This is a genomic window from Teichococcus deserti, assembly GCF_001982615.1.
Classification (GTDB): domain Bacteria; phylum Pseudomonadota; class Alphaproteobacteria; order Acetobacterales; family Acetobacteraceae; genus Pseudoroseomonas; species Pseudoroseomonas deserti.
Window position 1 is genome coordinate 61,665 of record NZ_MLCO01000090.1, and the last position, 24,947, is coordinate 86,611.

At 70.6% G+C, this 24,947-nt stretch carries 21 protein-coding genes and 1 pseudogene; 7 read left to right on the forward strand and 15 right to left on the reverse strand.

The features are described 5' to 3' along the window. Positions 1 to 38 precede the first annotated feature (38 nt). Positions 39 to 1,265, forward strand: a complete 1,227-nt coding sequence (locus BKE38_RS11365) for an MFS transporter (RefSeq protein WP_076957431.1) — start codon at positions 39 to 41, stop codon at positions 1,263 to 1,265. A 168-nt stretch (positions 1,266 to 1,433) separates the two neighbouring features. Here the strand turns inward: BKE38_RS11365 and BKE38_RS11370 are convergent, their stop codons facing one another. From BKE38_RS11370 to BKE38_RS11375, 3 genes are all read right to left on the reverse strand, one after another. Next, positions 1,434 to 1,907: a winged helix-turn-helix domain-containing protein gene (locus tag BKE38_RS11370; protein ID WP_076957432.1), complete on the reverse strand. Its 474-nt coding sequence runs from the start codon at positions 1,905 to 1,907 to the stop codon at positions 1,434 to 1,436. 107 nt (positions 1,908 to 2,014) lie between these two features. After that, entirely contained in the window at positions 2,015 to 2,155 is a 141-nt protein-coding gene (locus BKE38_RS31980; RefSeq protein ID WP_165694165.1) for a hypothetical protein, read from the reverse strand. Positions 2,156 to 2,356: 201 nt separating this feature from the next. Then, positions 2,357 to 2,548 carry a hypothetical protein gene (locus tag BKE38_RS11375; RefSeq protein WP_131829573.1) on the reverse strand — a complete coding sequence of 64 codons (192 nt, stop codon included), beginning with the start codon at positions 2,546 to 2,548 and terminating at the stop codon, positions 2,357 to 2,359. Positions 2,549 to 2,797: 249 nt separating this feature from the next. Between BKE38_RS11375 and BKE38_RS11380 the strand changes: the two genes are divergently transcribed. Further along, positions 2,798 to 5,203 carry a diguanylate cyclase gene (locus BKE38_RS11380; RefSeq protein ID WP_076957434.1) on the forward strand — a complete coding sequence of 802 codons (2,406 nt, stop codon included), beginning with the start codon at positions 2,798 to 2,800 and terminating at the stop codon, positions 5,201 to 5,203. A 318-nt stretch (positions 5,204 to 5,521) separates the two neighbouring features. On the opposite strand, the gene BKE38_RS11385 is transcribed toward BKE38_RS11380, so the two are convergent. Continuing rightward, a complete protein-coding gene (locus BKE38_RS11385) occupies positions 5,522 to 6,562 on the reverse strand; it encodes an AI-2E family transporter (protein ID WP_076957435.1) in 1,041 nt (346 codons plus the stop codon). Between the two features lie 286 nt (positions 6,563 to 6,848). Here BKE38_RS11385 and BKE38_RS11390 point away from each other — a divergent pair, with 286 nt between their 5' ends. After that, a complete protein-coding gene (locus tag BKE38_RS11390) occupies positions 6,849 to 7,871 on the forward strand; it encodes an efflux RND transporter periplasmic adaptor subunit (protein WP_242662320.1) in 1,023 nt (340 codons plus the stop codon). Then, positions 7,868 to 10,909, forward strand: coding sequence for an efflux RND transporter permease subunit (locus BKE38_RS11395; protein WP_076957437.1), 3,042 nt, complete (start codon positions 7,868 to 7,870; stop codon positions 10,907 to 10,909). The genes BKE38_RS11390 and BKE38_RS11395 overlap by 4 nt, the downstream gene beginning before the upstream one ends. Here the strand turns inward: BKE38_RS11395 and BKE38_RS11400 are convergent. The 4 genes from BKE38_RS11400 to BKE38_RS11415 are packed head-to-tail and all read right to left on the reverse strand — an operon-like array spanning position 10,900 to position 15,496. Then, positions 10,900 to 11,385 carry a YqhA family protein gene (locus BKE38_RS11400; protein ID WP_076957438.1) on the reverse strand — a complete coding sequence of 162 codons (486 nt, stop codon included), beginning with the start codon at positions 11,383 to 11,385 and terminating at the stop codon, positions 10,900 to 10,902. The genes BKE38_RS11395 and BKE38_RS11400 overlap by 10 nt on opposite strands. Positions 11,386 to 11,392: 7 nt before the next feature. Next, positions 11,393 to 12,778 (reverse strand): basic amino acid/polyamine antiporter, encoded by a 1,386-nt coding sequence (locus tag BKE38_RS11405; protein WP_076957439.1) that lies wholly within the window; start codon positions 12,776 to 12,778, stop codon positions 11,393 to 11,395. Between the two features lie 8 nt (positions 12,779 to 12,786). Next, complete coding sequence (locus tag BKE38_RS11410) at positions 12,787 to 14,037, reverse strand: arginine deiminase (protein ID WP_076957440.1); 1,251 nt, start codon at positions 14,035 to 14,037, stop codon at positions 12,787 to 12,789. A gap of 28 nt (positions 14,038 to 14,065) precedes the next feature. Further along, positions 14,066 to 15,496: a basic amino acid/polyamine antiporter gene (locus BKE38_RS11415; RefSeq protein ID WP_076957441.1), complete on the reverse strand. Its 1,431-nt coding sequence runs from the start codon at positions 15,494 to 15,496 to the stop codon at positions 14,066 to 14,068. A 643-nt stretch (positions 15,497 to 16,139) separates the two neighbouring features. Between BKE38_RS11415 and BKE38_RS11420 the strand changes: the two genes are divergently transcribed. Continuing rightward, positions 16,140 to 16,529 carry a hypothetical protein gene (locus tag BKE38_RS11420; protein WP_076957442.1) on the forward strand — a complete coding sequence of 130 codons (390 nt, stop codon included), beginning with the start codon at positions 16,140 to 16,142 and terminating at the stop codon, positions 16,527 to 16,529. Between the two features lie 399 nt (positions 16,530 to 16,928). On the opposite strand, the gene BKE38_RS11425 is transcribed toward BKE38_RS11420, so the two are convergent. Both BKE38_RS11425 and BKE38_RS33800 read right to left on the reverse strand, forming a co-directional pair. Then, positions 16,929 to 19,067, reverse strand: a complete 2,139-nt coding sequence (locus BKE38_RS11425; RefSeq protein WP_242662321.1) for a cellulase family glycosylhydrolase — start codon at positions 19,065 to 19,067, stop codon at positions 16,929 to 16,931. Positions 19,068 to 19,142: 75 nt separating this feature from the next. Next, positions 19,143 to 19,379, reverse strand: a pseudogene (locus BKE38_RS33800) (cellulose binding domain-containing protein); the annotation flags it as partial. Between the two features lie 134 nt (positions 19,380 to 19,513). On the opposite strand from BKE38_RS33800, the gene BKE38_RS11430 reads away from it, so the two are divergent. Both BKE38_RS11430 and BKE38_RS30765 read left to right on the forward strand, forming a co-directional pair. Then, complete coding sequence (locus BKE38_RS11430; protein ID WP_076957444.1) at positions 19,514 to 19,825, forward strand: hypothetical protein; 312 nt, start codon at positions 19,514 to 19,516, stop codon at positions 19,823 to 19,825. A gap of 431 nt (positions 19,826 to 20,256) precedes the next feature. After that, complete coding sequence (locus BKE38_RS30765) at positions 20,257 to 20,448, forward strand: hypothetical protein (RefSeq protein ID WP_076957445.1); 192 nt, start codon at positions 20,257 to 20,259, stop codon at positions 20,446 to 20,448. A gap of 384 nt (positions 20,449 to 20,832) precedes the next feature. Here the strand turns inward: BKE38_RS30765 and BKE38_RS11440 are convergent, their stop codons facing one another. From BKE38_RS11440 to BKE38_RS11460, 5 genes are all read right to left on the reverse strand, one after another. Continuing rightward, the gene (locus tag BKE38_RS11440; RefSeq protein WP_076957446.1) at positions 20,833 to 21,714 is read right to left on the reverse strand and encodes an NAD(P)-dependent oxidoreductase; all 882 of its coding nucleotides are present in this window, start codon (positions 21,712 to 21,714) and stop codon (positions 20,833 to 20,835) included. After that, positions 21,711 to 22,607, reverse strand: a complete 897-nt coding sequence (locus BKE38_RS11445; protein WP_076957447.1) for an amidohydrolase family protein — start codon at positions 22,605 to 22,607, stop codon at positions 21,711 to 21,713. The genes BKE38_RS11440 and BKE38_RS11445 overlap by 4 nt, the downstream gene beginning before the upstream one ends. Beyond that, on the reverse strand, positions 22,604 to 23,572 hold the full coding sequence (locus tag BKE38_RS11450; RefSeq protein WP_076957448.1) for a tripartite tricarboxylate transporter substrate binding protein: 969 nt from the start codon (positions 23,570 to 23,572) through the stop codon (positions 22,604 to 22,606). The genes BKE38_RS11445 and BKE38_RS11450 overlap by 4 nt, the downstream gene beginning before the upstream one ends. A 112-nt stretch (positions 23,573 to 23,684) precedes the next feature. Next, positions 23,685 to 23,975, reverse strand: coding sequence for a hypothetical protein (locus BKE38_RS11455; RefSeq protein ID WP_076957449.1), 291 nt, complete (start codon positions 23,973 to 23,975; stop codon positions 23,685 to 23,687). 108 nt (positions 23,976 to 24,083) lie between these two features. Further along, complete coding sequence (locus tag BKE38_RS11460; protein ID WP_083747482.1) at positions 24,084 to 24,857, reverse strand: IclR family transcriptional regulator; 774 nt, start codon at positions 24,855 to 24,857, stop codon at positions 24,084 to 24,086. Between the last annotated feature and the right edge of the window lie 90 nt (positions 24,858 to 24,947).

Here is a 24,947-nt window from a genome sequence, read left to right on the forward strand (position 1 = left end):
GCCGCCCGCTCACCGGCTGCCTGGGAGGAAACATCACCATGCCGGACAGCTCGCGCCACTGGCGGCGCAACATGTACGTCTGCCTCTTCGGCTCCTTCACCAACGTCACGGCGATGACGCTGCTGCTGCCCTTCCTGCCGCTCTACGTGGAGCAGCTCGGCGTCCAGGGGCATGCCGCCATCGTCCAGTGGTCCGGCATCGCCTATGGCATCACCTTCCTGGGCGCCGGCCTCATGGCGCCGGTCTGGGGCAAGGTGGCCGACCTCTACGGCCGCAAGCTGATCCTGATCCGGGCCTGCCTGGCCATGGCGGTTTGCATGTCGCTGATCGGCGTGGCGGAGAACATCTACCAGCTGGTGGGCCTGCGCCTGTTGGCGGGCGTGCTGGGCGGCTACGCCTCGGGCGCCGTGGTGCTGGTGGCGACCCAGACGCCGAAGGAGCAGGCGGGCTGGGCGCTCGGCACCCTCTCCATCGGCACCATGGCGGGCACGCTGCTCGGGCCGCTGGTCGGCGGCGTGCTGCCAGGCCTCATCGGGCTGCGCGGCACCTTCTTCCTGGCAGGCGGCGTGATCTTCCTGGCCTTCCTGGCCACCGTCTTCCTGATCCGCGAGGACCGGCAGGCCGGGCCGAAAGGGGCGGCCCGCGTCACCGGCAGCGCCTGGTCGATGATCCCGGACCGGCGCCCCGTCATCGCCATGCTCGGGACCGCGATGCTGCTGATGCTGGCGAACATGTCCATCGAGCCGATCATCACGGTCTATGTCGCGCAGCTCGTGCCGCCGGGCGGGGATGTCGTGTTCACGGCCGGGCTGGTCATGGCGGCCTCCGCCATCGGCAGCATCCTCGCCGCCTCCCGGCTTGGCCGCCTGGCGGACCGCATCGGGTCGTGGAACCTGATCACCATCTGCCTGCTGGCCTGCGGCTTGCTGCTCATCCCCCAGGCCTTCGTCACGGAAAGCTGGCAGCTCATCGGCCTGCGCTTCCTGATGGGGCTTTCGCTCGCCGGGCTGCTTCCCGCCATCGCGGCCACCATCCGGCACAAGGTGCCGCAGGGCGCGGCGGGCACGATCCTGGGCTACAACACCTCGGCGCAATATGCGGGGCAGGTGCTGGGGCCGCTGGCCGGGGGCTTCGTCGGCGGCCATGTCGGCATGCAGGCCGTGTTCCTGGCGACGGCCCTGATCATGTTCGCCGGTGCCGCATGCAACTGGATAGTCAGCAGGCAGGCCAGCGCACGGGCACCGGCGGGGCTTCAGAAGCCTTGACTCCAACCGGCGCCGAGGACGCAGACGGCCATATGGCGCGGCGTCCAGCTGGCGTGCGGGGCGCTGCCGGCCGATGCTGGTGCTCCCGACCGTGACTGTGGCAAATCTGCTGCAGCTGGCCAAAGGGCGAGCGGCGGGAAAGCATGCTCCTGCCATAGCAGGGCGCTGTCAGGGCTGCGGCACCGAAGTCGCAGAAGGATCCGCCATGGTCTGGCGGGCAAGCGGCACCGCATGAATGGCTGCGCGGCCGCCACAGCTCCTGTCGATGATACGCAGCAGCTGGCTTCCCTCGAGTTGGATCTTGGCTGGCGCTTGGTCTTCCAAACGGTAGCCGATCCCTCTTGCAGGCCGGATCCGCAGCACGATGGCATGAGCTTCCAACTTGCGGCGCAGCCGTGCCAGGCGGCTGTCGATGCTCCGGTCGAAGGCCTCGCCGTCGCGCGCTGGAGCAAGACGCAACAATGTCTCCCGCGCCAGGATCTGACCCACATGGCTGACCAAACCGGCGACAAGATCCATCTCGGTCCCGGTGAGGGGGATCGGAGCGCCATCCCGATCGAGCAGGCGCCATTGCTGGAGCTCGACGACTCCGCTGCCGAGAGGCTGCATCCGCTCCCGCAGCGCAAGCCGCCGCAGCAGCACCGCGGCGATGCGCGCTTTCAGCTCGGCCGGGCTGGATCCGGACGCATCGCGGCGGCGGCTATGCCTCCGACCCGGATGCGACCGGCGGCTGAACCTTCGTCGCGGCTTCAGAGGATCAAGTCGCTGGCGGTCAGGTGACGGATGCCAGTCAGCTCAATTTCGCTGCCGATCAGCGCACGGCCATGGCTGCCATGGCCCTTGGTGCCGAAGATCGGCTTGGGACCAAAGTCGAAGCGGGGCGCGGGCATGGTCGGGGTCCTTCCACGAGCTTGGCCACGTCATCGCGGCCGCAGCGAGCTTCTAGGCAGGGCCGGTTTCAGGACGTTGTCGTGAGGCGGCGGCTTTGTTGCGAGCCGGCCGTGCAGCAGTGAGAAGAAGCTGTAGCTTGGCCCGAAAAGTCGAGATGAGCAGAGGAGTTGGCTGCCAGCACGCTTCGCCGGCGCCAGCCATCACGTTGACGACCCTGGGAGCGAATCATATATCCTCTGACGCAATCGATCGCGTAAGCGCCGATCCTTGCCGTCGATGCGAAGGTCGCAGGCATGCTGGACGAAGCGAAGGATGTGCTGGCCACCGGCGATGCTGGCGTCGATGCGCTCCTGGTCCTGCTGGCGCGCTGCCTCCGCGGCGATCGTGACCATCTCCCGAGTGCTCGTCCTGTCCGCCAAGCCCTGGCTTGAAGCAGGCGGCTTCATCCGGCGCGACGGCGTTGCCGTGAGAACCATGGGTGACCGGAAGCAGGGCCGCTCGCGCCCCGCCAGCGCGCATCCTGTTGCGCCTCAGGTGACGCAACCTGCGAGCGGTCGCGGACGCTGTGGCTGCAGGCTGGTCAGGACCGATCAGGCCTTGGCTGGATGCGGCCGTCGCCCCGGCCGAGACAAGCGAGGACCATGACGCCGCAGCACCGCCTCGCCCCTTCCCTCGGCATCCGATCCGCCGCCTTCGCGCTGCTGGCTTGCGGCGCCCTGCTGGCCGTCGAAGGCTGGAACACCTGGCGCGGCTACGAGATGCGGATCGCGGAGGTCACCTCCTCGACCGCCAGCATCACGCAGGGCCTGGTGCAGCACACCGAAGACCTGTTCGACCGGGCGGATCTGCTGCTGACCCAGCTGGCCGAGCGGATCGGCCAGGACGGCACGGCGCCCGCCGCCCTGGACCGGCTCAACGTGCTGCTGCGGCGCGAGGCCGAGCGCCCGCCCCCGGCACTGTCGTTCTTTGTCTACGACGCGCAGGGCCGGTGGCTGGCGAGCTCCCTGCCAGAGACGCCGCGCGACGCCAACAACGCCGACCGCGGCTATTTCCGGCACCACCGGGATCAGGCCGATGGCAGCCTGCTGGTCGGACCGCCGCTGCGCAGCCGCTCCCGCGGCAACTGGATCATCACCCTGTCGCGCCGGCTGCAGGATCCGGCCGGCAACTTCGCCGGCGTCGCCCTCGCCACCATCGACGCGCGCTACTTCGCCGGCTTCTTCGCCAGCCACGATCTGGGCCGGGACGGGGCGGTGGCCATGTTCCGCGCCGACGGCGTGCTGCTGTCGCGCAACCCCTTTCTGGAGGAGCAGGTCGGCGCCGACCATTCGGCGCTGCCGCTGTTCCGCGACCAGCTGCCGCGCGCAGCGGCCGCCAGCGCCTGGATCACCTCGCCCTTCGACGGCGCGCAGCGGCTGAATTCCTATCGCCGGGCCAGCCGCTACCCGGTGGTCATCGCCGCCGCCATCAGCGAGCGCGAGGCGCTCCGCCCCTGGCGGCGCGACCTGGTCGTCAGGCTGGTGGCGGCCGCCCTGGTGATCCTGCTGCTCACCTCGGTCGGGCTGCGCCTGGCGGGCCAGGTGCACCGGCGGCACAAGACCGAGCAGGCGCTGGCCGAAAGCGAGGCGACCTTCCGCCTGCTGGCGGAGAATTCCAGCGACATGGTCTCCCGCCTCGGGCTGGACGGGCGGCGCACCTATGTCTCGCCTTCCGGCGAGCGGCTGATGGGCCGCAGCGCCGCGGATCTGGTCGGCCAGCCGGCCGATGGCTTCATCGACCCCGAGGACCTGCCGCCGGTGCGCTCGGCCATCGCCCGGCTGCGCGCCGGCGAGGCGGACGAGGCGACCGTCACCTACCGCATCCGCCGGCCCGACGGCACGCCGCTCTGGCTCGAGAGCGCGCTGCGGGTCACCCGCGACATCCAGACCGGCGAGGCGGATGGCGTGGTCGCCGTGTCGCGCGACGTCACCGAACGGCGCGAGCAGGAGCTTCGGCTGGCCGCGCTGGCGACGACGGACGGGCTGACCGGCCTGGCGAACCGCCGCGCCTTCGACGAGGCGCTGGCGCTGGAATGGCACCGCGCGGCGCGCGGAGGCCTGCCCCTGAGCCTGCTGCTGCTCGATGTCGACCGCTTCAAGAAATACAACGACCACTATGGCCACCAGGCCGGCGATGCCTGCCTGCAGCGCGTGGCCGAGGCCGTGCGGGACCGCGCGCGCCGCCTGGGCGACGTCGCTGCGCGCTATGGCGGCGAGGAGATGGCCCTCCTGTTGCCCGATACACCGGTGTCCGTCGCGGTCGAGATGGCGGAGAAGCTCCGCCTGTCGTTGCAGGAGCGAGCGCTGCCGCACGCCGACAACCCGCCTCATGCAGTGGTGACCGCCAGCATTGGCGTCGCCGGGATCATTCCCGAGATGCTGTCCAGTTTCGGCCCAGAGGCGCTGTTGGCTGCAGCCGACAGCGCCCTCTACTCGGCAAAGCACCAGGGACGGAACCAGGTCATGATGGCGCTGGAAATCCCGCCCGCGGCGCGCAGCGCCCTGCCCCCCAACAATGAAGCCGCCCGGCTCGAGGCGGTGCAGGGCTATGCCGCTGCGATCGCTGCCTCTCCCGGCGATCCGGAACTGCAGCGCATCACCCGGCTGGCCGCGCGGCTCTTCGGGGCGCCGATGGCTGCCCTGTCCCTGGTCGAGCGGGAACGGCAGATCTTCGTTGCGCGAAGCGGGCTTGAGGCGACCGAAACGCCGCGCGACGTCGCCTTCTGCGCCCATCTTGTCGCGCCCTCGGAAGAGATCCTGGTGGTGCCGGACGCTGCCGCGGATGCTCGCTTTGCGCAGAACCCGCTGGTTACAGGCGGGCTGGGCTTGCGCTTCTATGCGGGAGCTCCCCTGGTGGTGCCCGACACCGACCTGCATCTGGGCGCGCTCTGCGTTCTCGACCAGACCTCGCATGCCCCCCTGGATGAGCTACAGCAGGCCGTCCTGAAAGATCTGGCGGCCCTTGCTGTCGCCAGGATGACCCAGGTTCGACATGCATCTGCCGACTGACGATGCGACAACGGCGGCGACGACCGTTTGCGGCTGAACCAGGCTTAGAATGCCTTGGATCTTCTTCAGCGCGATGTCCGGCCGCTTGTCGACCAGATCCAGGATCAGCCCGGCACCGGATCGCGCCTGAGGCGCTCACCCCGAAGCGCGCCGCCGCCCGGCAGGAGAAGCCCGCCGCCACGGCCGCCACCATGCGGCCGCGCAGATCCACCGGAAGCGCCTGCGACATCCTGACCACCGTCGCCGTCACCATGGCCAGTGAATCAGCTTCGAGCCGGGCACGGGATCACAAGCGATTCGGACAGCCCGGACACCGCTCTAGCGGCGGATCGGTCCCGCCTCCGCCATGCCGCCGGGATTCGACCAGCCGCCCCAATGCGCCGTGCGCGGATGCAGCCGCAGCGCCTGGGTGGCAGCGGCGGCCAGCGGCACGCCGATGAAGGCGCCGGCCGGACCCCAGAGCAGGCTCCAGAACAGCACGGCCAACAGCACGAGCAGCGGCGGCATCGACAGGCTGGCCCCGGCCAGGCTGGGCTCCAGCCCGTTGCCGATCGCCATCTGCGCCGCCACCATCGCCGCCATGGCCCCGGCCGCGGCCAGGCTGGAATCCAGATGCACCAGCGCCAGCAGGCAGGGCAGTAGCGTCGCGACCAGCGGCCCGATGAAGGGAAGGTAGTTCAGCACGAAGGCCAGCACGCCCCATTCCGCTGCCAGCGGCAGGGCGAAGAGCCAGGCGATGGCATAGACGCACAGGCCGGTCGCCAAGCTCATCGCCGTGCGCAGCAGCAGGTAGCGCCGGTAATGCCGCGACAGCGCTTGCCCGTAGGCCAGCAGCCGGGCCGCGCTGCCGTCCGGCCCGGCGCTGCGCAGCCGGACGGTCAGCGGCGTTACCTCCACCAGGCCGAAGCCGACGAAGAGCAGCATCAGCAGGCAGAAAGTCGCGAGCCCCTGCAGCGAAGCCGCCAGCCCGCGCGCCAGCCCCAGCAGCAGGCCGAGATCGAGCGGAGCGGCGAACATGCCTGCCGCCTGCAGATCCTCCGCCGCCAGCAGGTCGAGAATCTCCTGGTAACGCCGCAGGATGGTGCCGCTGTTCTCCACCAGCCATTGCCCGGCGCGGCCGATCGCCCAGGCCGCCATCGCGGCATAGGCGCCGACCACGGCGATGATCGCCAGCACCGCCAGCGCCAGGGCCAGCGACCGCGGCAGCCAGGCCTCCAGCCGTCTCTGCCAGGGCGCGACGACGGCGATGATGAACAGGGCGCAGGCGAGCGGGGCGAAGAGGGCGGCGGCGGCCCAGAGCCCGCCCAGCACCACCACCAGCGCCGCCAGGGCGAGGAGATAGCTGCCGGCCTGCTGCATGCCGCCCTCCGTCCGCATCGCTGCGCCAGCGTAGCTGGCAGCCGCGGCGGCAGGCGCGGCTTTCGCGCGGTGGCACCGGTCAAGTTCGCGTGGTTTTCAGCCTCTATGGTGGTGCGACTCTGCTTCGGCCTTGTCAGCAGGGATGCGTTCTGGTCGGGTTCGCAACGAACTATCGTTCGCCCTGATCCGGCACCGTCGATCCGGGATGCAGAGGGAAGGCAGGATGCCCAGCCATGCAGCCCTGAAACCGCGATGCCGCCCGTCCGCGGCCATTCTCCTCCTGCTCGTGGCTCTGGCCGGCTGCGACGATCCGCCGCCCGAGACGCCGCCGATCCGCCCGGTGCGCGTGGTCACCGCCGAGCGCGGCCCGGCCGAGGCGCCCTTCAGCCTCGCCGGCCAGGTCCAGGCGCAGGACGAGGTGGCGCTGGCCTTCCGCCATGACGGGCGCCTGGCCGAGCGCGCCGTCGAGATCGGCCAGCGCGTCGCCGCCGGCCAGGTCGTCGCCCGGCTGGAGCCGCAGAACGAGCGCAACGCGCTGCAGGCCGCCCGCGCCCGCGCCGTCGCCGCCGCCGCCGCGCTGACCCAGGCGCGCGGCGCCTATGGCCGGCAGAGCAGCTTGCTGGCCAGCGGCTTCACCACCCGCGCGCAATACGAGCAGGCCGAGCAGGCGCTGGCCACCGCGCAGTCGCAGCAGGACGCCGCCGCCGCCGAGCTGCGCATCGCCGAGGACCGGCTGGACGACACGGAGCTGCGCGCCGACGCGCCCGGCCTGGTGGTCGCCCGCGGCGCCGAGGTGGGCGAGGTGGTGCGCGCCGGCCAGCCGGTGCTGCAGATCGCCCGCCAGGACGGGCGCGACGCCGTCTTCGACGTGCCGGCGGCGCTGCTGCGCCGCGCCAGCATCGAGCTCGAGGTCAGCGTCGCCCTGGCCGACGATCCTGGCGTGCAGGCCTCGGGCCGGGTGCGGGAGGTGGCGCCGCAGGCCGATGCGGCGACCGGCACCTTCCGGGTGCGCGTCGGCCTGACCGCGCCGCCGCCGGCGATGCGGCTGGGCGCCGCGGTGATCGGCCGGGTGACGCTGCCCGGCGAGGCGGCGATCAAGCTGCCGGCCAGCGCCCTGGTCGCCCGCGACGGCCAGGCGGCGGTCTGGGTGGTCGACCCCGCCAGCGGCGCCGTCGCGCTGCGCGGCGTCGAGGTGGCCCGCCACACCGCCGCCGCCGTGGTCATCGCCGCCGGCCTGCAGGGCGGCGAGACCGTCGTCGCCGCCGGCGCCCAGGCGCTGCATCCCGGCCAGCGGGTGCGCCTGCCGTGAGCAGCAGCAATCTTTCCGCCTGGGCGCTGCGCCACCGCCCGCTGGTGGTCTATCTGATGCTGGTCGTGCTGCTGGGCGGGCTCTGGTCCTATGGCCGGCTGGGCCGCGCCGAGGACCCGGTCTTCACCGTCAAGACCATGCTGGTGCAGGCCGGCTGGCCCGGCGCCACGCTGGACGAGACCGAGGCGCAGCTGACCGACCGGCTGGAGCGTGCGCTGCAGGAGGTGCCGCGGCTGGACCAGCTGCGCTCGGTGACGCGGCCGGGCAGCACCATCATCCAGGTGCAGCTGACCGGCGAGACGCCCGCCGCCGAGGTCGCCGACCTCTGGTACCAGGTGCGCAAGAAGGTGGGCGACATCCGCGCCACCCTGCCGCAGGGCGCGACCGGCCCTTTCTTCAACGACGAGTTCGGCACCACCTTCGGCATCGTCTATGCCTTCACCGCCGACGGCTTCAGCCCGCGCGAGCTGCGCGACCAGGTGGAGGATATCCGCAGCCGCCTGCTGGGGCTGCCCGAGGTGCAGCGCATCGACATCCTCGGCGCCCAGGACGAGCGCATCCATGTCGAATTCTCGGCGCGGCGGCTGGCGGCGCTGGGGCTGAGCCCGGCGACCCTGGTCGAGGCGCTGCGGGCGCAGAACGCCGTGCTGCCCAGCGGCCGCGTCGTCACCGGCGAGGAGGTGATCACGCTGCAGGTCAGCGGCGCCTTCCGCGACGAGGCGGCGCTGGCGGAGGCGAGCTTTTCAGCCAATGGCCGGCTGTTCCGGCTGGCCGATGTGGCGACCGTGCGGCGCGGCCTGGCCGATCCGCCGCAGCCGATGATGCGCTATCGCGGCGAGCCAGCGCTCGGCCTCGCCATCGCCATGCGCGACGGCGGCGACATCATCGCCCTCGGCCAGACGCTGCGGCGCGCCATGGCGGCGATCACCGCGGAGCTGCCGCTCGGCATCGAGCCGCATCTGGTGGCCGACCAGGCGGCGACGGTGGACCGGGCGGTGGGCGACTTCCTGCGCTCGCTGGCCGAGGCGGTCGCCATCGTGCTCGGCGTCAGCTTCCTGGCGCTGGGCTGGCGGGCGGGGATGGTGGTGGCGCTGGCCATCCCGCTGACGCTGGCCATGGTCTTCCCGCTGATGCTCTGGGGCGGCATCGACCTGCAGCGGGTCTCGCTCGGCGCGCTGATCATCGCGCTCGGCCTGCTGGTCGACGACGCCACCACCACGGTCGACGTCATGGTCACGCGGCTGGCCGCCGGCGACGACCGCTTCCGCGCAGCGAGCTTCGCCTATGACAGCCTGGCCTTCCCGATGCTGACCGGCACGCTGGTCACCTGGGCCGGCTTCCTGCCGATCGGCTTCGCCCGCAGCAGCGCCGGCGAATACACCTTTTCCCTTTTCGCCGTGGTGGGGATGGCGCTGGTCACCTCCTGGCTGGTCGCCGTGCTGTTCACCCCGGTGCAGGGCGTGGCGCTGCTGCGGCCGCCGCCGCCGGGCGCGGCGAAAGGCCCGGGCGCCGGGATGCGGCTGTACCAGCGGCTGCTGCGCCTGGCGCTGCGCCGGCGGCTGGCCACCATCGCGCTGACCCTCGGCCTGTTCGCAGCCTCGCTCGCCGGCTTCCGCCTGCTGGGCCAGGAGTTCTTCCCCGCCTCCGACCGGCCGGAGATCGTTGTCGACCTGCGGGCGCGGCAGAACGCCTCGATCCTGCAATCGGCGTCGCTGTCGGCCCGGCTCGACGCGCTGCTGCAGGACGATGCCGATGTCGCGCATTGGACCAGCCATGTCGGCCAGGGCTCGCCGCGCTTCTACCTGCCGCTGAACGTGCCGATGACGAGCGACGCCATCGCCCAGACCATCATCGTGGCGCGCGACTTCGCTGGCCGCGAGCGGCTGCGGCACCGGCTGGAGCGGCAGCTGGAAGACACCATCCCGGAGGCGGTGTCGCAGGTCTATCCGCTGGCGCTCGGCCCCTCCACCGACTGGCCGCTGCAATACCGGGTCAGCGGCCCGGCGCGCGACGTCGTGCGGGCGCAGGCGATGCGCCTGGCCACGGCGATCGGCGAGGAGCCGCAGGCGCGGCAGGTCAACTTCGACTGGATGGAGCCGGCGCGGCTGGTGCGGCTGGAGGTCGACCAGGAGCAGGCGCGCCGCGCCGGGCTGACCTCGCAGCAGCTGGGCGCCTTCCTGGACGGCGTGCTGGCCGGGACCGTGGTCACCCAGATCCGCGACGGCCGCTACCTGATCGAGGTGGTGACGCGGGCCGAGGCGGCGGAGCGGCTGTCGCTGGACAGCCTGGCCTCGCTTCAGCTGCCGCTGCCGGGCGGCGCCAGCCTGCCGCTGGGCCAGGTCGCGCGGCTGGACTACCTGCAGGACGATCCGGTGGTCTGGCGCCGCGACCGGCAGCCCACCATCACCGTCCTGGCCAGCCTGCCGCCGGGCGTGCTGCCCAGCGCCGTGCATGCGGCGCTGCAGCCGCGGCTGGAGGCCTTCGCCGCCGGGCTGCCGCCGGGATACCGGCTGGAGACCGGCGGCGTGGTCGAGGAGAGCGCGCGCTCCAGCGCCTCGGTGCTGGCGGTGGTGCCGGCGATGCTGCTGGTGGTGGTCACCGTGCTGATGCTGCAGCTGCAGAGCTTCCAGCGGCTGTTCCTGGTGCTGAGCGTCGCGCCGCTCGGGCTGATCGGCATCGTCGCCGGGCTGCTGCTGTCGGGACGGCCGCTGGGCTTCGTCGCCATCCTGGGCATCCTGTCGCTGATCGGCATGATCGCGCGCAACGCCGTCATCCTGATCGACCAGATCGAGACCGAGCGCGCTGGCGGCACCCCGGGCCCCGAGGCGATCCTGGCCGCCGCCAGCAGCCGCTTCCGCCCGATCATGCTGAGCGCGGCAGCGACCGTGCTGGGGATGATCCCGATCGCCTTCACCCCCTTCTGGGGGCCGATGGCCTTCGCCATCATGGGCGGGCTGGCGGTGGCGACCCTGCTGACCCTGCTGTTCCTGCCGGCGCTCTATGCCGCCTGGTTCCGCATCCAGGCCGATCAGGCCTGATCCGAGGGCGGCGGCGAGCGGCCCTTGCTCAGGAACATCACCAGGGCGGCGATGACCAGGGCGCAGGCGGCGCCGAAGGCGGTGATGCCGGCGCCGCCTTCCCAGGCCACGGCCTCGCCCAGGAACAGCACGGCCAGCACGGCGATCACCACGCTGACCAGGTTTTCCTTCAATTCCTCCAGGCTGCGCAGCCGCAGCCAGGAGGGCAGCACCAGCTTGTCGTCGATGAACAGCGAATAGAGGCCGATGCTGATGATATAGGCGGCGATGGCGATCAGGAAGATGTCGACGGATTCGACGACATGCACGGCGAAGACCTTGGCCGCCTTGGGCGACAGGTCGGGCTGCCGCAGCAGTCGGACGATCGACAGGGTGACCACCGCCCCCTGGTAGAAGATCAGCACGAAGGAGCAGGCCAGCGTCACCACGAAGGGGATCACCATGATCAGCCGGCTGACGATCAGAAGCTGCTTCATGCGCCCCTCACAGCGTAATGCGGCCGGTGAGCAGGCCGAGCCCGGCCAGCGCCGCGCCGGCGAGGACCAGCGCCAGCAGCAGCGCCTCGGCCCGGGTGAAGGCGGGCAGCCCCGGCGCCCGCGCCGCGCGCAGGAACAGCAGCGTGCCCGGCGCGTAGAGCAGGCAGGACAGCAGCAGGTAGCGCAGGCCGCCGCCCAGCATCATGCCGACGACATAGAGCAGCGCGAGCAGCGCAATGATGCCGCCCCGTCCCGCCCGGCGGTCGATCAGCAAGGCGAAGCCGGCCACCAGCAGATAGGGCAGCAGCACCATCGACGAGGTCAGCTTCAGCGCGAGCAGAAAGGCTTCCTCGGCGAAATAGGTGAGCACCAGGAAGAGCTGCACCAGCAGGCTGGTCAGCCACAGCGCCGCGGCCGGCGCCCCTCGCGCATTCTCGCGGGCGAGGCCGGCCGGCATGATCCCGGCGCGGGCGGCGGCGACCAGCACCTCGGCCGCCAGCAGCGACCAGGAGAGATAGGCGCCGAGCACCGAGACGATCAGCCCGGCGCCGACGAAGCCCGCGCCCCAGCCGCCCACCACCGCCTGCAGCACGCCGCCCATCGAGGGGTTGCGCAGCGCAGCGAGTTCGGCCCGCGGCAGGATGCCGTAGGAGAGCAGCGTCACCGCCACCAGCAGCGCCAGCACCAGCGCGAAGCCGGCCAGGGTGGCGCGGCCGACATCCTCGGCGCGGCGCGCATGGCGGGAGAAGACGCTGGCGCCCTCGATGCCGACGAAGACGAAGACGGTGACCAGCAGCGTGCCCTGCAGCTGCAGCGCCAGCCCCTCGCCCGGCGCGCCGCGGAAGCTGTCGGCGAAGAGCGCTGTGTCGAAGCGCAGGGCCACCAGCGCGATGAACAGCAGGATCGGCAGGATCTTCGCCACGGTGACGATGGTGTTCAGCGCCGCCGCCTGGCGCACGCCGCGCAGCAGCAGCGCATGCACCAGCCAGAGCCCCGCCGAGGCGCTGGCGACGGCGGCCAGGCTGCTGCCGTCGCCGAAGGCCGGCACCACGGCGCCCAGCGTCGACTTGATCAGCACCCAGTAGGAGACATTGCCCAGGCAGCAGACCGTCCAATAGCCGAAGGCCGAGAGGAAACCGGGATAGCGGCCGAAGCCTTCCTGCGCATAGGCGAAGATCCCTGAATCCAGCTCGGGCCTCTGGCGCGCCAGGCGCTGAAAGACCAGGGCCAGCAGCAGCATGCCGCTGCCGGTGACGCCCCAGGCCAGCAGCACGCCAAGCCCGCCGCTGGCGCGCCCCATGGCCTGCGGCAGCGAGAAGATGCCGGCGCCGACCATGGAGCCCACGACGATCGCGGTCAGCGCCGGCAGGGACAGCCCGTCGGCGCGGGCCATGACAGGGCTCAGTCCTCGAGCGCGTCGCGGATGATCGGGCAGGTCATGCAATGCCCGCCGCCGCGGCCGCGGCCGAGCTCCGACCCGTCAATGGTGATCACCTCGATCCCCGCCTTGCGCAGCAGCGTGTTGGCATAGGTGTTGCGGTCATAGGCGAAGACCACGCCGGGCGAGGCGCAGACCAGGTTGGCGCCGCTGTCCCATTGCGTGCGCTCGCGCATGTAGTCGTTGCCGCCGGTCTCGACCACCCGCAACTGCTTCAGGCCCAGCGCCTCGCGCACCGTCTCCACCAGCCCGCCCTGGTCCTTGCGCAGCGTCAGCCCGCCCTTGCCGTCCGGCCGGTAGGAGAAGGTCTCGATCTTGTCGACAATGTCGGGATAGAGAAGGACGCAGTCGCGGTCGGCGAAGGTGAAGACGGTGTCGAGATGCATCGCCGCCCGCAGCTTCGGCATGGCGGCGATGATCACCCGCTGCGCCGCGCCCGCGGCGAAGAGCGCGCCGGCCAGCTGGCTGATCGCCTGGCGCGAGGTGCGCTCGCTCATGCCGATCAGCACATTGCCCTTGCCGATCGGCATGACGTCGCCGCCCTCCAGCGTCGCCAGCCCCCAATCCTGCGCCGGATCGCCCCACCAGACCTTCACCTGCCCGGCGAAATCGGGATGGAAGCGGTAGATGGCGGCGGTCAGGATGGTCTCCTCGTGCCGCGCCGGCCAGTAGAGCGGGTTCAGCGTGACGCCGCCATAGATCCAGCAGGTGGTGTCGCGGGTGTAGAGCGTGTTGGGCAAAGGCGGCAGCAGATACTCGTTGACGCCGGCGGCATCGCGGATCAGCGCCAGCGTCTCGCCGCCGATCGCCTCGGGGAACTCATAGGTGGACAGGCCGCCGATCAGCGTCTCGGCCAGCGGCCGCGCCGCCAGCCCGTCGAGATAGGAGCGCACCTCGTCGACGAAGCCGAGCCCGACCTGGTTCGGCACCACCTGGTGGTCGAGGATCCAGCTTTTCGCCTCGGGGATCGCCAGCGTCTCGGCCAGCAGGTTGTGCATCTCGACCACCTCGATGCCGCGGTCGCGCATCTTGGTGACGAAGTCGAAGTGGTCGCGCTTGGCGACATCGACCCAGAGAACGTCGTCGAACAGCAGCGCGTCGCAGTTGCTCGGCGTCAGGCGCTGATGCGCGCGGCCGGGGGCGCAGACCATGACCTTGCGGAGCTGGCCGACCTCGGAATGCACGCCGAAGGCGGCGGGTGACGGGCTGGGCATAGGCGAACCTCCATCGGCGGCGGGGGTGTCAGAGGGTGATTGATCCGGTGGCCAGGCCATGGATGCCGAGCAGGCAGCCCACCATCACCACGAGGAAGATCAGCCACTCGATCGGGGTGAAGAGGCGTCTGCCCTGTTCCCGCCTCGCCCAGACATAGAGCGCCGTGCCCGGACCGTAGAGCACGCAGGAGAGCAGGACATAGGTCAGGCCACCCGCCAGGATCATGAAGACGGTGTAGGCCGTGGCGATGCCGGCGAAGACGAGGTCGCGGCGCCGTTCCTCTGACCGGGTCACATAGGCCTCAGCGCGGCGGGCGATCAGCACGCCGAAGGCCGCCACCAGAAGATAGGGGATCAGCGACATGGCGCTGGTCAGGTTCAGCATGAGCGAGAAGGCGTCGCTTGACCACCAGGTGGAGATGATGATCGCCTGCACGACGATGTTCGACAGCCAGAGCGCGGCGGAAGGCACTTTGTTGCGGTTCTCCCGCGCGAAGAGGATGGGCATGTCGCGGGTATGCGCGGCGCTGTACAGCACCTCGGCGCAGATCAGCGACCAGGCCAGATAGGCGCCGAGCACCGAGACCAGCAGGCCGCCGCTGACGAAGATGGCGCCCCAGGGCCCGACAACGGCCTCGAGGATCGCGGCCATCGAGGGCTGGCGCATGCCGGCGATCTCGGCCCGCGGCAGCACCGCATAGGGCAGCATCGTCACCAGCACCATCAGCGCGGTGACCCCGATGAAGCCGAGGATCGTGGCGGTGCCGACATCGGCGCGGCGTCGGGCGAAGCGCGAATAGACGCTCGCGCCCTCGATTCCGAGGAAGACGAAAACTGTGACGAGCATGGTGGCGCGCACCTGCTCGAACAGGCTGGCCTGCGGCATGTTGTCGCCGCCCCAGAAGTTGGCGCCGAAAAGATCGAGGCAGAAGGCGCCGAGCAGGATGACGACGAAGGCCAGGATCGGGATGACCTTGGCGAAGGTCACGACGGTGTTGATGAAGGCGGCCTGCTGAATGCCACGCAGGATCATGAAGTGGAACAGCCAGATCCCGATCGAGGCTGCGACGATGGCGACGATCGTGTTGCCGTCGCCGAAGACAGGGAAGAAGGCGCCCAGCGTCGACTTGATCAGCACCCAGTAGGAGACATTGCCGATGCAGCTGCCGATCCAGTAGCCGAAGGCGGCGAGGAAGCCGGGATAGTCGCCGAAGCCCTCGCGCGCATAGGCATAGACGCCAGCATCGAGGTCTGGGCGCCGTTCCGCCAGAGCCTGGAAGACGCGTGCCAGCGTGTACATCCCACCGGCAGCGATGGCCCAGGCGATGAGCGCGCCGAAGGGCCCGGTGGCAAGGCCGAAGGTGCGTGGCAGCGAGAAGATGCCTGCCCCGATCATCGATCCGACGACCATGGAGGTCAGGACGGGAAGCGACAGCTTGCCGCGGTCGGCCTCGGACATTCCTGCCTTCTCCTTTCCGTCCTGCCCTTCAACAAGCAGCAAGGGCTCTGCTTCGAAGGGCACTATGGTTCGGATTCGAATTGATATCGATTCTGAACAGAGGGTTGGACGGAAAAATATCAGTAATAATAACGTGATTAGAATGTGTATGTCGGACGCATCCGTCGCAGCTTTGAGCAAGACCCTCCGCTTTGCGCCAGTATAAGATGCATCCAGTCAATGCCCGTCCCGCTGCGATGTAGCTCGCATGCGTCGCCCGGCTGGGACGGGGGCTTGCGCTACCAGACCGTCATGCGTCTTTCCCGGGACCGGAGCGCGCTACCATCGTCATGCAGGTGCGGACCAGGCCAGGAAGCGCGCAGGGACGCCTGGCCTCCCGGCCTCGCAACGTGCGGACCGGAAGGTGAAGGAATTTTGCCGCGCCCGGCTGCCGCCGCTCTGCGCGCGACGCTCGTCACGACAATTCCCGCTTCGCATCGCCTGATCAGTGAGGGGCATGGCGCCAACATCCGTGTAACCAATTCGCGATGACCAAGCCGCCTTTGGAATGCGTGCTTGTGTTGTCCTTCGATATGGCGCAGGCAGAACGGGAAGCCGCGGCTGGCCGTGCCCTGAGTGTTCCACCACGCGAAGGGCGCTTGTCATGTGCCAGAACAGCCCTGCCCTCCAAGGCAGGCACATCCTCCTCGCAGAACCCAGCTATCTTCTGGCGATGGACATCTGCGGAGGATTGCGGAAGGCCGGCGCCATCGTGCTTGGCCCGGTTCCTCGGGAAGAGCAGGCTCATTCCATCCTGGATCATGAGCATGTCGACGCCACACTGTTTGGCAATCGGCTGAAGCATGGCGAGGCCCTGGCAACCAGGCTGACGGTCTGGTGCCTGCCTTCCTTGCTGCTCAGCCTTGAGGCTCTGCCGGTGGATCACCCGCTGCGCTTCGGGCGGCCCCAGCTGGTTCTGCCGACCTGCACCGCCAACCTGCATCAGGCTGTTGCAGCCCTGCCGCAGCGGGAGGTTGCAAGGCTCGCCTGTTGATCGCTCTCGCGCGTGCCCGCTGCTGCTTGCAGCCAGATGACCCGTTTCCAGGCCTGCTGCAGACGCCTGTCGTCTTGTCGCAGGAAGTCCTCGTCGGTCGCCGCGATCTCGGGAAACCGACCACTTTGCAGCCGAGCTACAATCGCGGCCTGGTCTGCCAGGCGGGCTTCCCCCTCTTTGACACAGCGCTGCGCCTGTTGGAGAGGCGTCTCCAGCCCAGGCACGGCTTGCCTCCCTCCGGCGGCGCCGGCGGGAGAAAGCTGACGCAGGGCAGCGAACGCTTTGCAGCACAACGTCATCAGCACGCTAAGCAGCGCATTGTGTGCTGGCCGAGCGGACAGAGACTGTTCCCTCAATCTGCAGCCAGGCCGCTGCAACGACAACTGCGACGTAGAGGATCTAGAAGATCAGCTCGGCCCCCGCCGCGTCGGCCCCCGAGCCCAGGCCGATGAAGCCGAAGCTGGTTGTGCCATCCTCCACCAATGCGCCGTTCCATGCGGCGTTGCGGATGAGATAGCCGGTCTCGTCGTGGGACACGATCTCGGCGCTCCAGATGTCGCGGATCTCCCAGGGCATGTTCAGCCGCAGCAGCCAGCCGGAAACCGCGTCCTCGCCCTGGTTGCGCACCACCACTTCTGCGCCGAAGACGCTGCCCCAGTTGTCGGTGATGGTGAAGACGCCGTCCAGCCCTTCCTCCGTCGGCCTGGGCGGCGGCATCGGGCCGGCGGCATCGTCGTTCACCACCGTGCCGGTGCCTGTCGCCTGCGCCAGTGTGGCACCGCGCGGATTGGACAGTACGAGAGACAGCGTCTCATCCGCTTCCGCCGCCATATCGGGCGTGACCGCGACCTCGACGACCTTGCTGGTCTCCCCTGGCTCGAAGCGCAGCGTGCCGTGTGCCGGGGCGAAATCGGCGGTATCGGCGCTGCCGGCCACCGTGGCGTAGTCCACCAGCACTGCCTCCGCCGCGGCCTCGGACAGAGTCACGGTGAAGCGCAGCGCATGGGCGTCGTCGGGCGTCGCGGGCTGGGCGGCGTCCCAGTCGAACAGCAGCGGCTGCAGATGCGCCACCTTGGCCTCGATCACCGTGCGCCAGTCATCGGCCAGGATTCCGCCGGTGTCGGAGGAATTGGGGTTCCAGGACCACCAGCCCCAGCTGATGCCCTGGTCGCCGCCCGGAATGTCGACCGTGCCATCCGCATCGAAGTCGCCGGCCAGGTAGGCGGTGATCTTGTCCAGCCAGACCAGGTCCTTGGGGTCCTCGAGCCGGCTGCCGAACTCGCCCAGGAACACCGGCGCGATGCCTTCGCGGTAGATGTAGCCCCACATGCTGTCGAAGCGCTCGGCCAGCGCGTCGCCGAACTCCGCGTCCTGGAACCAGGATTGCGGGAAGACCGAATTGGGGTAGTCATGCGCCGAGTAGACCAGCTTGTTGCCGACATCCAGCTCGACCGGGTTGTCCCGCACGCCGGCCAGGTTGCCGCCCCACCAGTAGCCTGTGTCGTCGTGGGTGAAGACGCCTTCCACGAAGACCAGCCAGTCCGGATTGGCGGCCAGCACGGCGTTGCCGGCGCGCTCCGCCGCGCGGTGCCAGTCGTTCTCGCCGCCGCCGCCCCAGGTGGCGGCCCAGGGCTCGCTGTGCAGGTCGGCGCCGATCACGGTGGGGTTGCCGGCGTAGCGGGCGGCCAGATCCTGCCAGTCCTGCACCCAGCGGTCCTCGGTATAGGCCTCGCCCGGCCGGTACCACAGCCCATCCTCGGCCACGCTGACGCCGATGCGGTTGCTGTGATGGTCCAGGATGATGCGCAGGCCCAGCTCCCCCGCATACTGCACCACCTTGTCCATGATCCCCAGGCCGCTGAGCCCGGCCAGATCGGGGTTCAGGTTGAAGTCGATGCCGTAGGGCGCGGCGTCGGTGTGCAGCAACTCTGAGGAGAAGGGCAGCCGGATGGTGTTGAATCCCTCCGCCGCGATCTCCCGCATCATCTCGTGCCATTCGCGCACCCAGAGCCCGTGCGGCGCCTGCGTGCCGGTTTCCATCCCGAACCAGGACACGGCGGTGATCTTCACCGGGTTTCCGGCGGCATCGACGATCTGATTGCCCGCGGTGCTGAAGAAGCCGGGCGCGGTGCCAGGAATGGCGGGGCGGCCGAGGTCGCCTTCCGCCACATGGGCATCGCCAACCTGCAGCACAGGCAGCGCGACATCGTCGTTGCGGATGGTGCCAATGGCCTCGGCATTCGCCAGGCTGGCGCCCGAGGGGGACGACAGGCGCAGCACCAGCGCCTCGTCCGCCTCCACGATCGCGTCACCCTGGACGGCGACGGTGACCGTCCTGCTGGTTTCCCCGGCCTCGAAGCGCAGTGTGCCGGCCGCGGCCAGGTAGTCGCTGCCCGCCGTGGCGCTGCCGTCCGCGGTCGCGTAGGCCACCGTCACTGCGCCAGCCGCGGGCTTGTCCAGCATCACGGTGAACACCAGCGGCCGCGTGCCGTCTGCGCCTTCCTGCACGGCGGCATGCGCGACACTGATGGTTGGCAAGGCTTCCCCCTGAACGATGCCGTTCAGGCTCAGCCCAGCCACCTGATGGCCGGCACCGGCGCTGTTCGCCAGGAAGCCGATGCTCATGCTGCCGCCTGGCGCCACTGTGGCATTCCACCCGGCGTCTCGCAGCACGTAGCGGGTGCCGACATGGCTGACGATCTCGGCACCCCAGATCGTTGCGATGGCAAAGCCAGCATCAAACGCCAGGGTCCAGCCGTTCAGGCCAAGATCGCCGCCGGCGAGGACCATGTTTCCGACGAAACCGCTGTTCCAGTCGCTCGTCACCTCATAGGACAGGGCCGCCGGCATACCGCCTCCAATACGACCGACGCCAAATCGCCGGCCGCTGAATATTTACAATATTTTAGGTATCTTAGTTTTCTTTACATTATGTGAACAAGATCTCCATCCAGGTCTTGGCGGGAGACTTCCGGCCGGCATCCATGCCACTCCTTGTCGGCTTCGGCCTGCAGGTGCGCGAGATGCTGTTGGGCCTGCTGCTGGACCCTGCAGTAGGGCTGGAGCAAATCATTCGCTTGTGCCGCTTGTTCGGAGAGCTGTTCGTGGCTCAACCGCGCGACCCGTGTCTCCTGCGCAGACACTCTCAGCGCAGCTTCCTGCAGATGGGCCGGGCCATCTCGTGGGGCGTTTCCTGGATGCCCATGGATCGCTTCCTTCTCCTGGCCGAGATGGCTGGCGAGAGAAGGTTTCTGCGAAGCTGCGCGGTGGAGCGGAAGAGCTTCGATGCACGATAAGCTCTTGTTATCGTATGTGAAACGCCGGAACGCAGCCCCTCTCCCGGTGGCGCAGTCTGGCGGCAGGGAGACCGCCCTAAAGCGTCCGCGCCGGATCCGGCGTGTCGAAGACGATGGTGGTGCCCCCCCGATCTGATGCAGCGCCCCGTCGTCCAGCTCCTGGGCCACATCCATGGCTGGGGAGGGCGGCAGGGTTCGGCCTGCCGGTCATGGCGCAGCTCCTGGTGAAGCCGTCACGCCAGCAGCCGCGCGGGCAGGCCGTCACGTCACGCCCGCCTCGAGGCGATGGTGCCCTTCGCGCCGATCGCCGGCCGCGCTGGCGCGGCAGGGCAGGGGGCCCGCTGCCCGATCCGCGGCCCCGCGCAGTTTGCAGTGGCGGCGCGGCGCCCAACCCGTTCATTCTTCTGGAGGGATGAACCGGGGGAAAAGCCATGCCGCAATCAGCCCAGGCCGCGAAGACCGCCATCGACGCGCTGGTCCAGGATATCGAAGGCCTGGTCCAGCGCGGCGGGGTCCGCGCCGAAGAGGCCTTCGCCCTGCTGCACCGGGCGATCGACCAGCCGCCGGCGCAGAACGCGCCGTCCCGGCATTCGGGCGACAAGCCTGCGCTGCACCGGGCCTGACACGGCACCTGACACGGCGCCCGACACGGGCCGCGCCGCGCGCGGGATGCGGCGACCGGAGAGGGCGCCGGCGGCTGCATGGCCTGGCGGATCATCACCGCCACCATGGCGCGCGCCGCCTGGACCGCCCGCAGCCATGGCACACGGGCGGCCGCCCGCCGTGGGGAGCGGCCAGCCAGGCTTGCGCCGCTGCCGCCCCGCCAGATGCGCCAGCGCCGGATCGACGAGCCCGCGCGCGGCGCTCCGTGGCGTCGAAGATGTCGCGCAGGCTGTTCTCGACCGCGTCCAGCATCGTCCATGCTCCGGCGCGATCATGGCCGCCGGCGCGGCGGCACGCTTCAACGGAGGATCGTGCGGCGCCGGAAACGCGGCGCCGCCGCCCGGTCATCCGTCGCGCGCATAGAGCTCGCTGACCGAGGCGCTGTCGCGCAGCCCCTGGCCCGCCGCGACATGGCGCCGGTACTGCGCCGCGGCCGCCTGCACCACCGGCAGCGCCAGCCCCTGCGACGCCGCGAAGCCTTCGACGGCGTCGAGATCCTTCAGCAGCTGGCGGGCATAGCCGGAGGGCGGCTCGAAGTCGCGCTGCTGCATGCGCGGATAGATCCGCCGCAGCAGGGCGCTGTCGGCATGGCCGCCGGCCAGGGCGGCGGGCAAAGCGGCGGCCTCCAGCCCGGCGGCCTCGGCCAGCGCCAGCGCCTCGGCCATCAGCACATAGCCGGCGCCGACGATCGCCTGGTTCAGCAGTTTCGTCAGCTGCCCGGCGCCGGTCTCGCCCATGCGGGTGACATTGGCGCCGAGGGTCCGCAGCAGCGGCAGGGCGGCCTCGACATCGGCCGCGGCGCCGCCGGCCATGATGGTCAGCGCCCCTTCCAGCGCCGCCGGCGGCCCGCCGGAGACCGGCGCGTCGACCCAGCGCAGCCCCTTCGCCCGGCGCGCCTCGGTCGCCATCTCGCGCGTCGCCGCCGGATCGGCGGTGGAGAGGTCGACCAGCAGCAGGCCCGGCCGCGCGCCGGCCAGCAGACCCTGCTCGCCGAAGACCACCGCGCGCACCGCCGGCGCATGCAGCACGCAGGTCGCCAGGATGTCGGACTGCGCCGCCAGGACAGCCGGGGACGCCGCCGCGGTCGCGCCATGGGGCAGCACCGTGTCGAGCCGCTCCGGCTCGCGGTTCCAGACGGCGACGGCATGGCCCTGCGCCAGCAGGCGGCGGGTCATCGCCTCGCCCATCAGCCCGATGCCGGCGAAGCCGATGCGCAGCCGGGTCATGCCGCGCCGCCCGTGCGATAGACCGCGCGCGCCGTGTCGCGGAACAGCCAGGCCTGCTCGGCCTGCGGCAGGTCCGCGGCGATCGCCTTGAAGCCGGCGAAGATGGTGTCGAGGCTGCCGCAGAGGCTGTCGACGGGGAAGTTGCTGGCGATCATGCAGCGCGCGGCGCCGAACAGGGAGACGGTCTCGAGCAGGATGGCGCGGTTGTCCTCCGCCCGCCACGGCCGGCCGCGCTGGCCGAGGCCGGAGATCTTCACCCGCAGATTGGCATGGTCGGACAGCCGCGCCATGGCCTCGCGCCAGCCGCGCAGGCCGGCCTCGCTGCGGTCGGCGGGCAGGCCGGCATGGTTCAGCACGATCAGCGTCTCCGGAAAGTCGCGCGCCAGCGCCTCGGCCTCGGCGAAGGCCTGCCAGGGCGCCTGCAGGTCGAAATGCAGCCCGTGCCGGGCCAGCGCCGCATAGCCGCGCCGCCAGCCGGGATCGGACATCAGCCCGGGCGTCCGGCCGTCGCCGCCCGGCTTGTGGCGGATGCTGCGCACCAGCGGGACGGCCGCCTGGCGCGCCAGCTGCTCCGCCGCGTCGTCATGGTGCAGCCAGGCCTGGGCGACGATGGCGTTGGGCCAGCCATGCTCGGCCTGCAGCGCCGCGGCATAGCGGGTCTCGCCGATGCCGTCGGCGGGATCCCATTCGGTCTCGACATAGACGGTCTCGACCACGTCATGGCCGGCCGCGTCGCGGCGATAGTCGGCGGGCAGATAGGGCCGCTTGATCGCCGCGTAGTCGCCATAGCGGAAGGGGATGGCGGCGCCGGGCGCCAGCCAGGGATTGCGCCCCCGGGCCGGCTCCCAGAAATGCTGGTGGGCGTCGACCATCGGGCCGGACCAGGCGGTCATGCCTTGGCCAGGCCCAGGGCGCGCAGCAGCCCGGCGGCGGTGATGGCATAGTCGCGGGCGAAGCGCCCGGCGGCATCCGGCGTCTCCCAGACCGGAACGATGCCGCGCTGGGCGAGAAGATTCCTGACTTCCGGCTTCGCCTGGGCGCGGCCTGCCGCATCGAGCAGCCGCCGATGCGTCTCCTCCGGCAGTCCGCGCGGCCCCACCAGCGCGAACCAGTTCTCGAACGTCCAGTCGAGGCTGGATTCCACCAGCGTCGGCAGGCCGGGCAGCACCTCCAGCCGGTTGCGGCCCATCACCGCCAGCCCGCGCGCCTGGCCGGCATCGATCAGCGCCTTGCCCTCGATCGGCGAGCAGGTGGCCATGCTGATGCCGCCCGCCACCACGTCCTGCATCGCCGGCGCGCCGCCCTGCGACGGCACCCAGCGCACCTGGTCGGCCTCCATCCCCGCCGCTCGCAGCATCCCCGCCAGCGCGATATGCCATGAGCCGCCGAGCCCGCTGCCCGAGGCGGTGTAGAGCCCCTTGCGGCCTTCCTTGATGGCGGCGAGCATCTCGGCGACGCTCTTCCACGGGCTGCCGGCGCGCACGGTGACGCCGGCCGGGATCGTCGCCAGGCGCGAGATGATGTCGAAGCTGTCGGGCGAGATCTCCGACATGCCCAGTGTGCGGAAATAGGAGATCTCCGAGCTGGCGACGCCGAGCGTGTAGCCGTCGGGCTTCGCCGTCGCGATGGCGCTGTGGCCGACCACGCCGTTGCCGCCGGTGCGGTTGACGACGTTGACCGGCTGGCCGAGCTCCTGCTCCAGGCCGGAGACGAAGATGCGGGTGACGCTGTCGGCGCCGCCGCCGGCGGCCCAGGGCACCACCATGGTGACCGGCCGCGCCGGCCAGGCCTGCGCACGCGCCAGCGACGGCGCGGCCAGCAGGCCGCCCGCCAGCAGAGGCAGATGTCGCCTGAGCATGGACGAAGTCCTCCCCCTCGATGGCGCCCGGTCCGCTGCCGGGACCTTGGAGGCGCCATGATGGAGGGAAGTTCACCGCCCTCCCGGCGGCGGCGTCAACCCGAAAGCGACATCAGGAGCGATGGCGCGGCGGCGGCCCGCGGCGCGGCCCGACCCAGACGCGCTGGCAGACCTCGCGCGGCACCCGGACCTGGCGGCCATAGCGGTCGCGCCGCGTCACCATGACCCGGCGGCAGCGGTTGACGTAGCGCACCTCCTGCGCCGCGCCGGCATCGCTGGTCGCCGCCGGCAGCGCCAGGACATTGGCCATCGCCGCCTGGGCCGCGGGCGCCGCCGCCACCCCCGCGACGCCGAGCAGCGCCGCCATCAGGGTCGCCGCCAGGGTCTTCGTCATCAGCCGCATCGCCGTCTCTCCTCCGTCGCCATGGCCGTCCGCCGCGGGCGCGCCGCATCGCGATCTCTGCCGGGCGCTGTAACGCGCGACCGGCAGCGGCGATGGCCGCGGCCCGGTTCACGAGAGCTTGGCTGCGCCCAGCGCCTGTCCCACCTGGCGCAGCATGGCCAGCAGCGGCGCGCCGACGGCCTCCAGCCGCGTCGCCTCCACCGCGAAGCCGATGGCCGAGCAGCTGAAGCTGAAGACGCTGCCGTCGCGCGGATCGACGAAGGGCGCGCCGATGGCGGCGACGTCGTCGCGCAGCTGGCCGATGACGATGCAGAATCCGGATCGTTCCAGCTGGGCGAAGGACGCGGCGATGGCGGCCTGCTGCGCGGCCCAGCGCGCGCCGGCCCGCTCGCGCAGCCGCTGCGTCACCTCGTCGCGCCGCGGCGGCGCCATGGCGAAGAGCGCGGCATGGCCCAGCGCCGTGCGCGCGATCGGCAGCCGCGCGCCCATCTCGCTGGCCACCACCACCTGGCCGGCCTTCTGCGCCAGCTCGAAATGCAGCATCTCGTCGCCGACCGGCATGGCGAGGTCGACGGGCAGGTCGATCGCCTCGCTGAGGCCGCGCATCAGCGGCGCCGCGATGCCGCGGATGTCGAGATTGGCCAGCCGCGCCAGGCCGAGCCGCAGCGCCGCGGGGCCCAGCTGCCAGCCACCCTCGACCCGGTCGAGATAGCCCAGCGCCGCCAGGCTGAGCGCCAGCCGCGACAGGGTGGAGCGCGTCAGCCCGAGCTGCTCCGCCAGCACCAGCCCGGCGAGCGGCCGCGGCGAGGCGGCCACCGCCTCCAGGATCTGGAAGCTCTTCTGCACGGCGGTGGGAATGGGGGGGGTGCCGGGGGGGATCATGCGGGACAGCTGTTACGCCAGAAGCGCGGCAAAGAAAATCCCGTATTTTGGGAGTCGATCCTGCATATTGACATCGGTCCGGAATCGTCA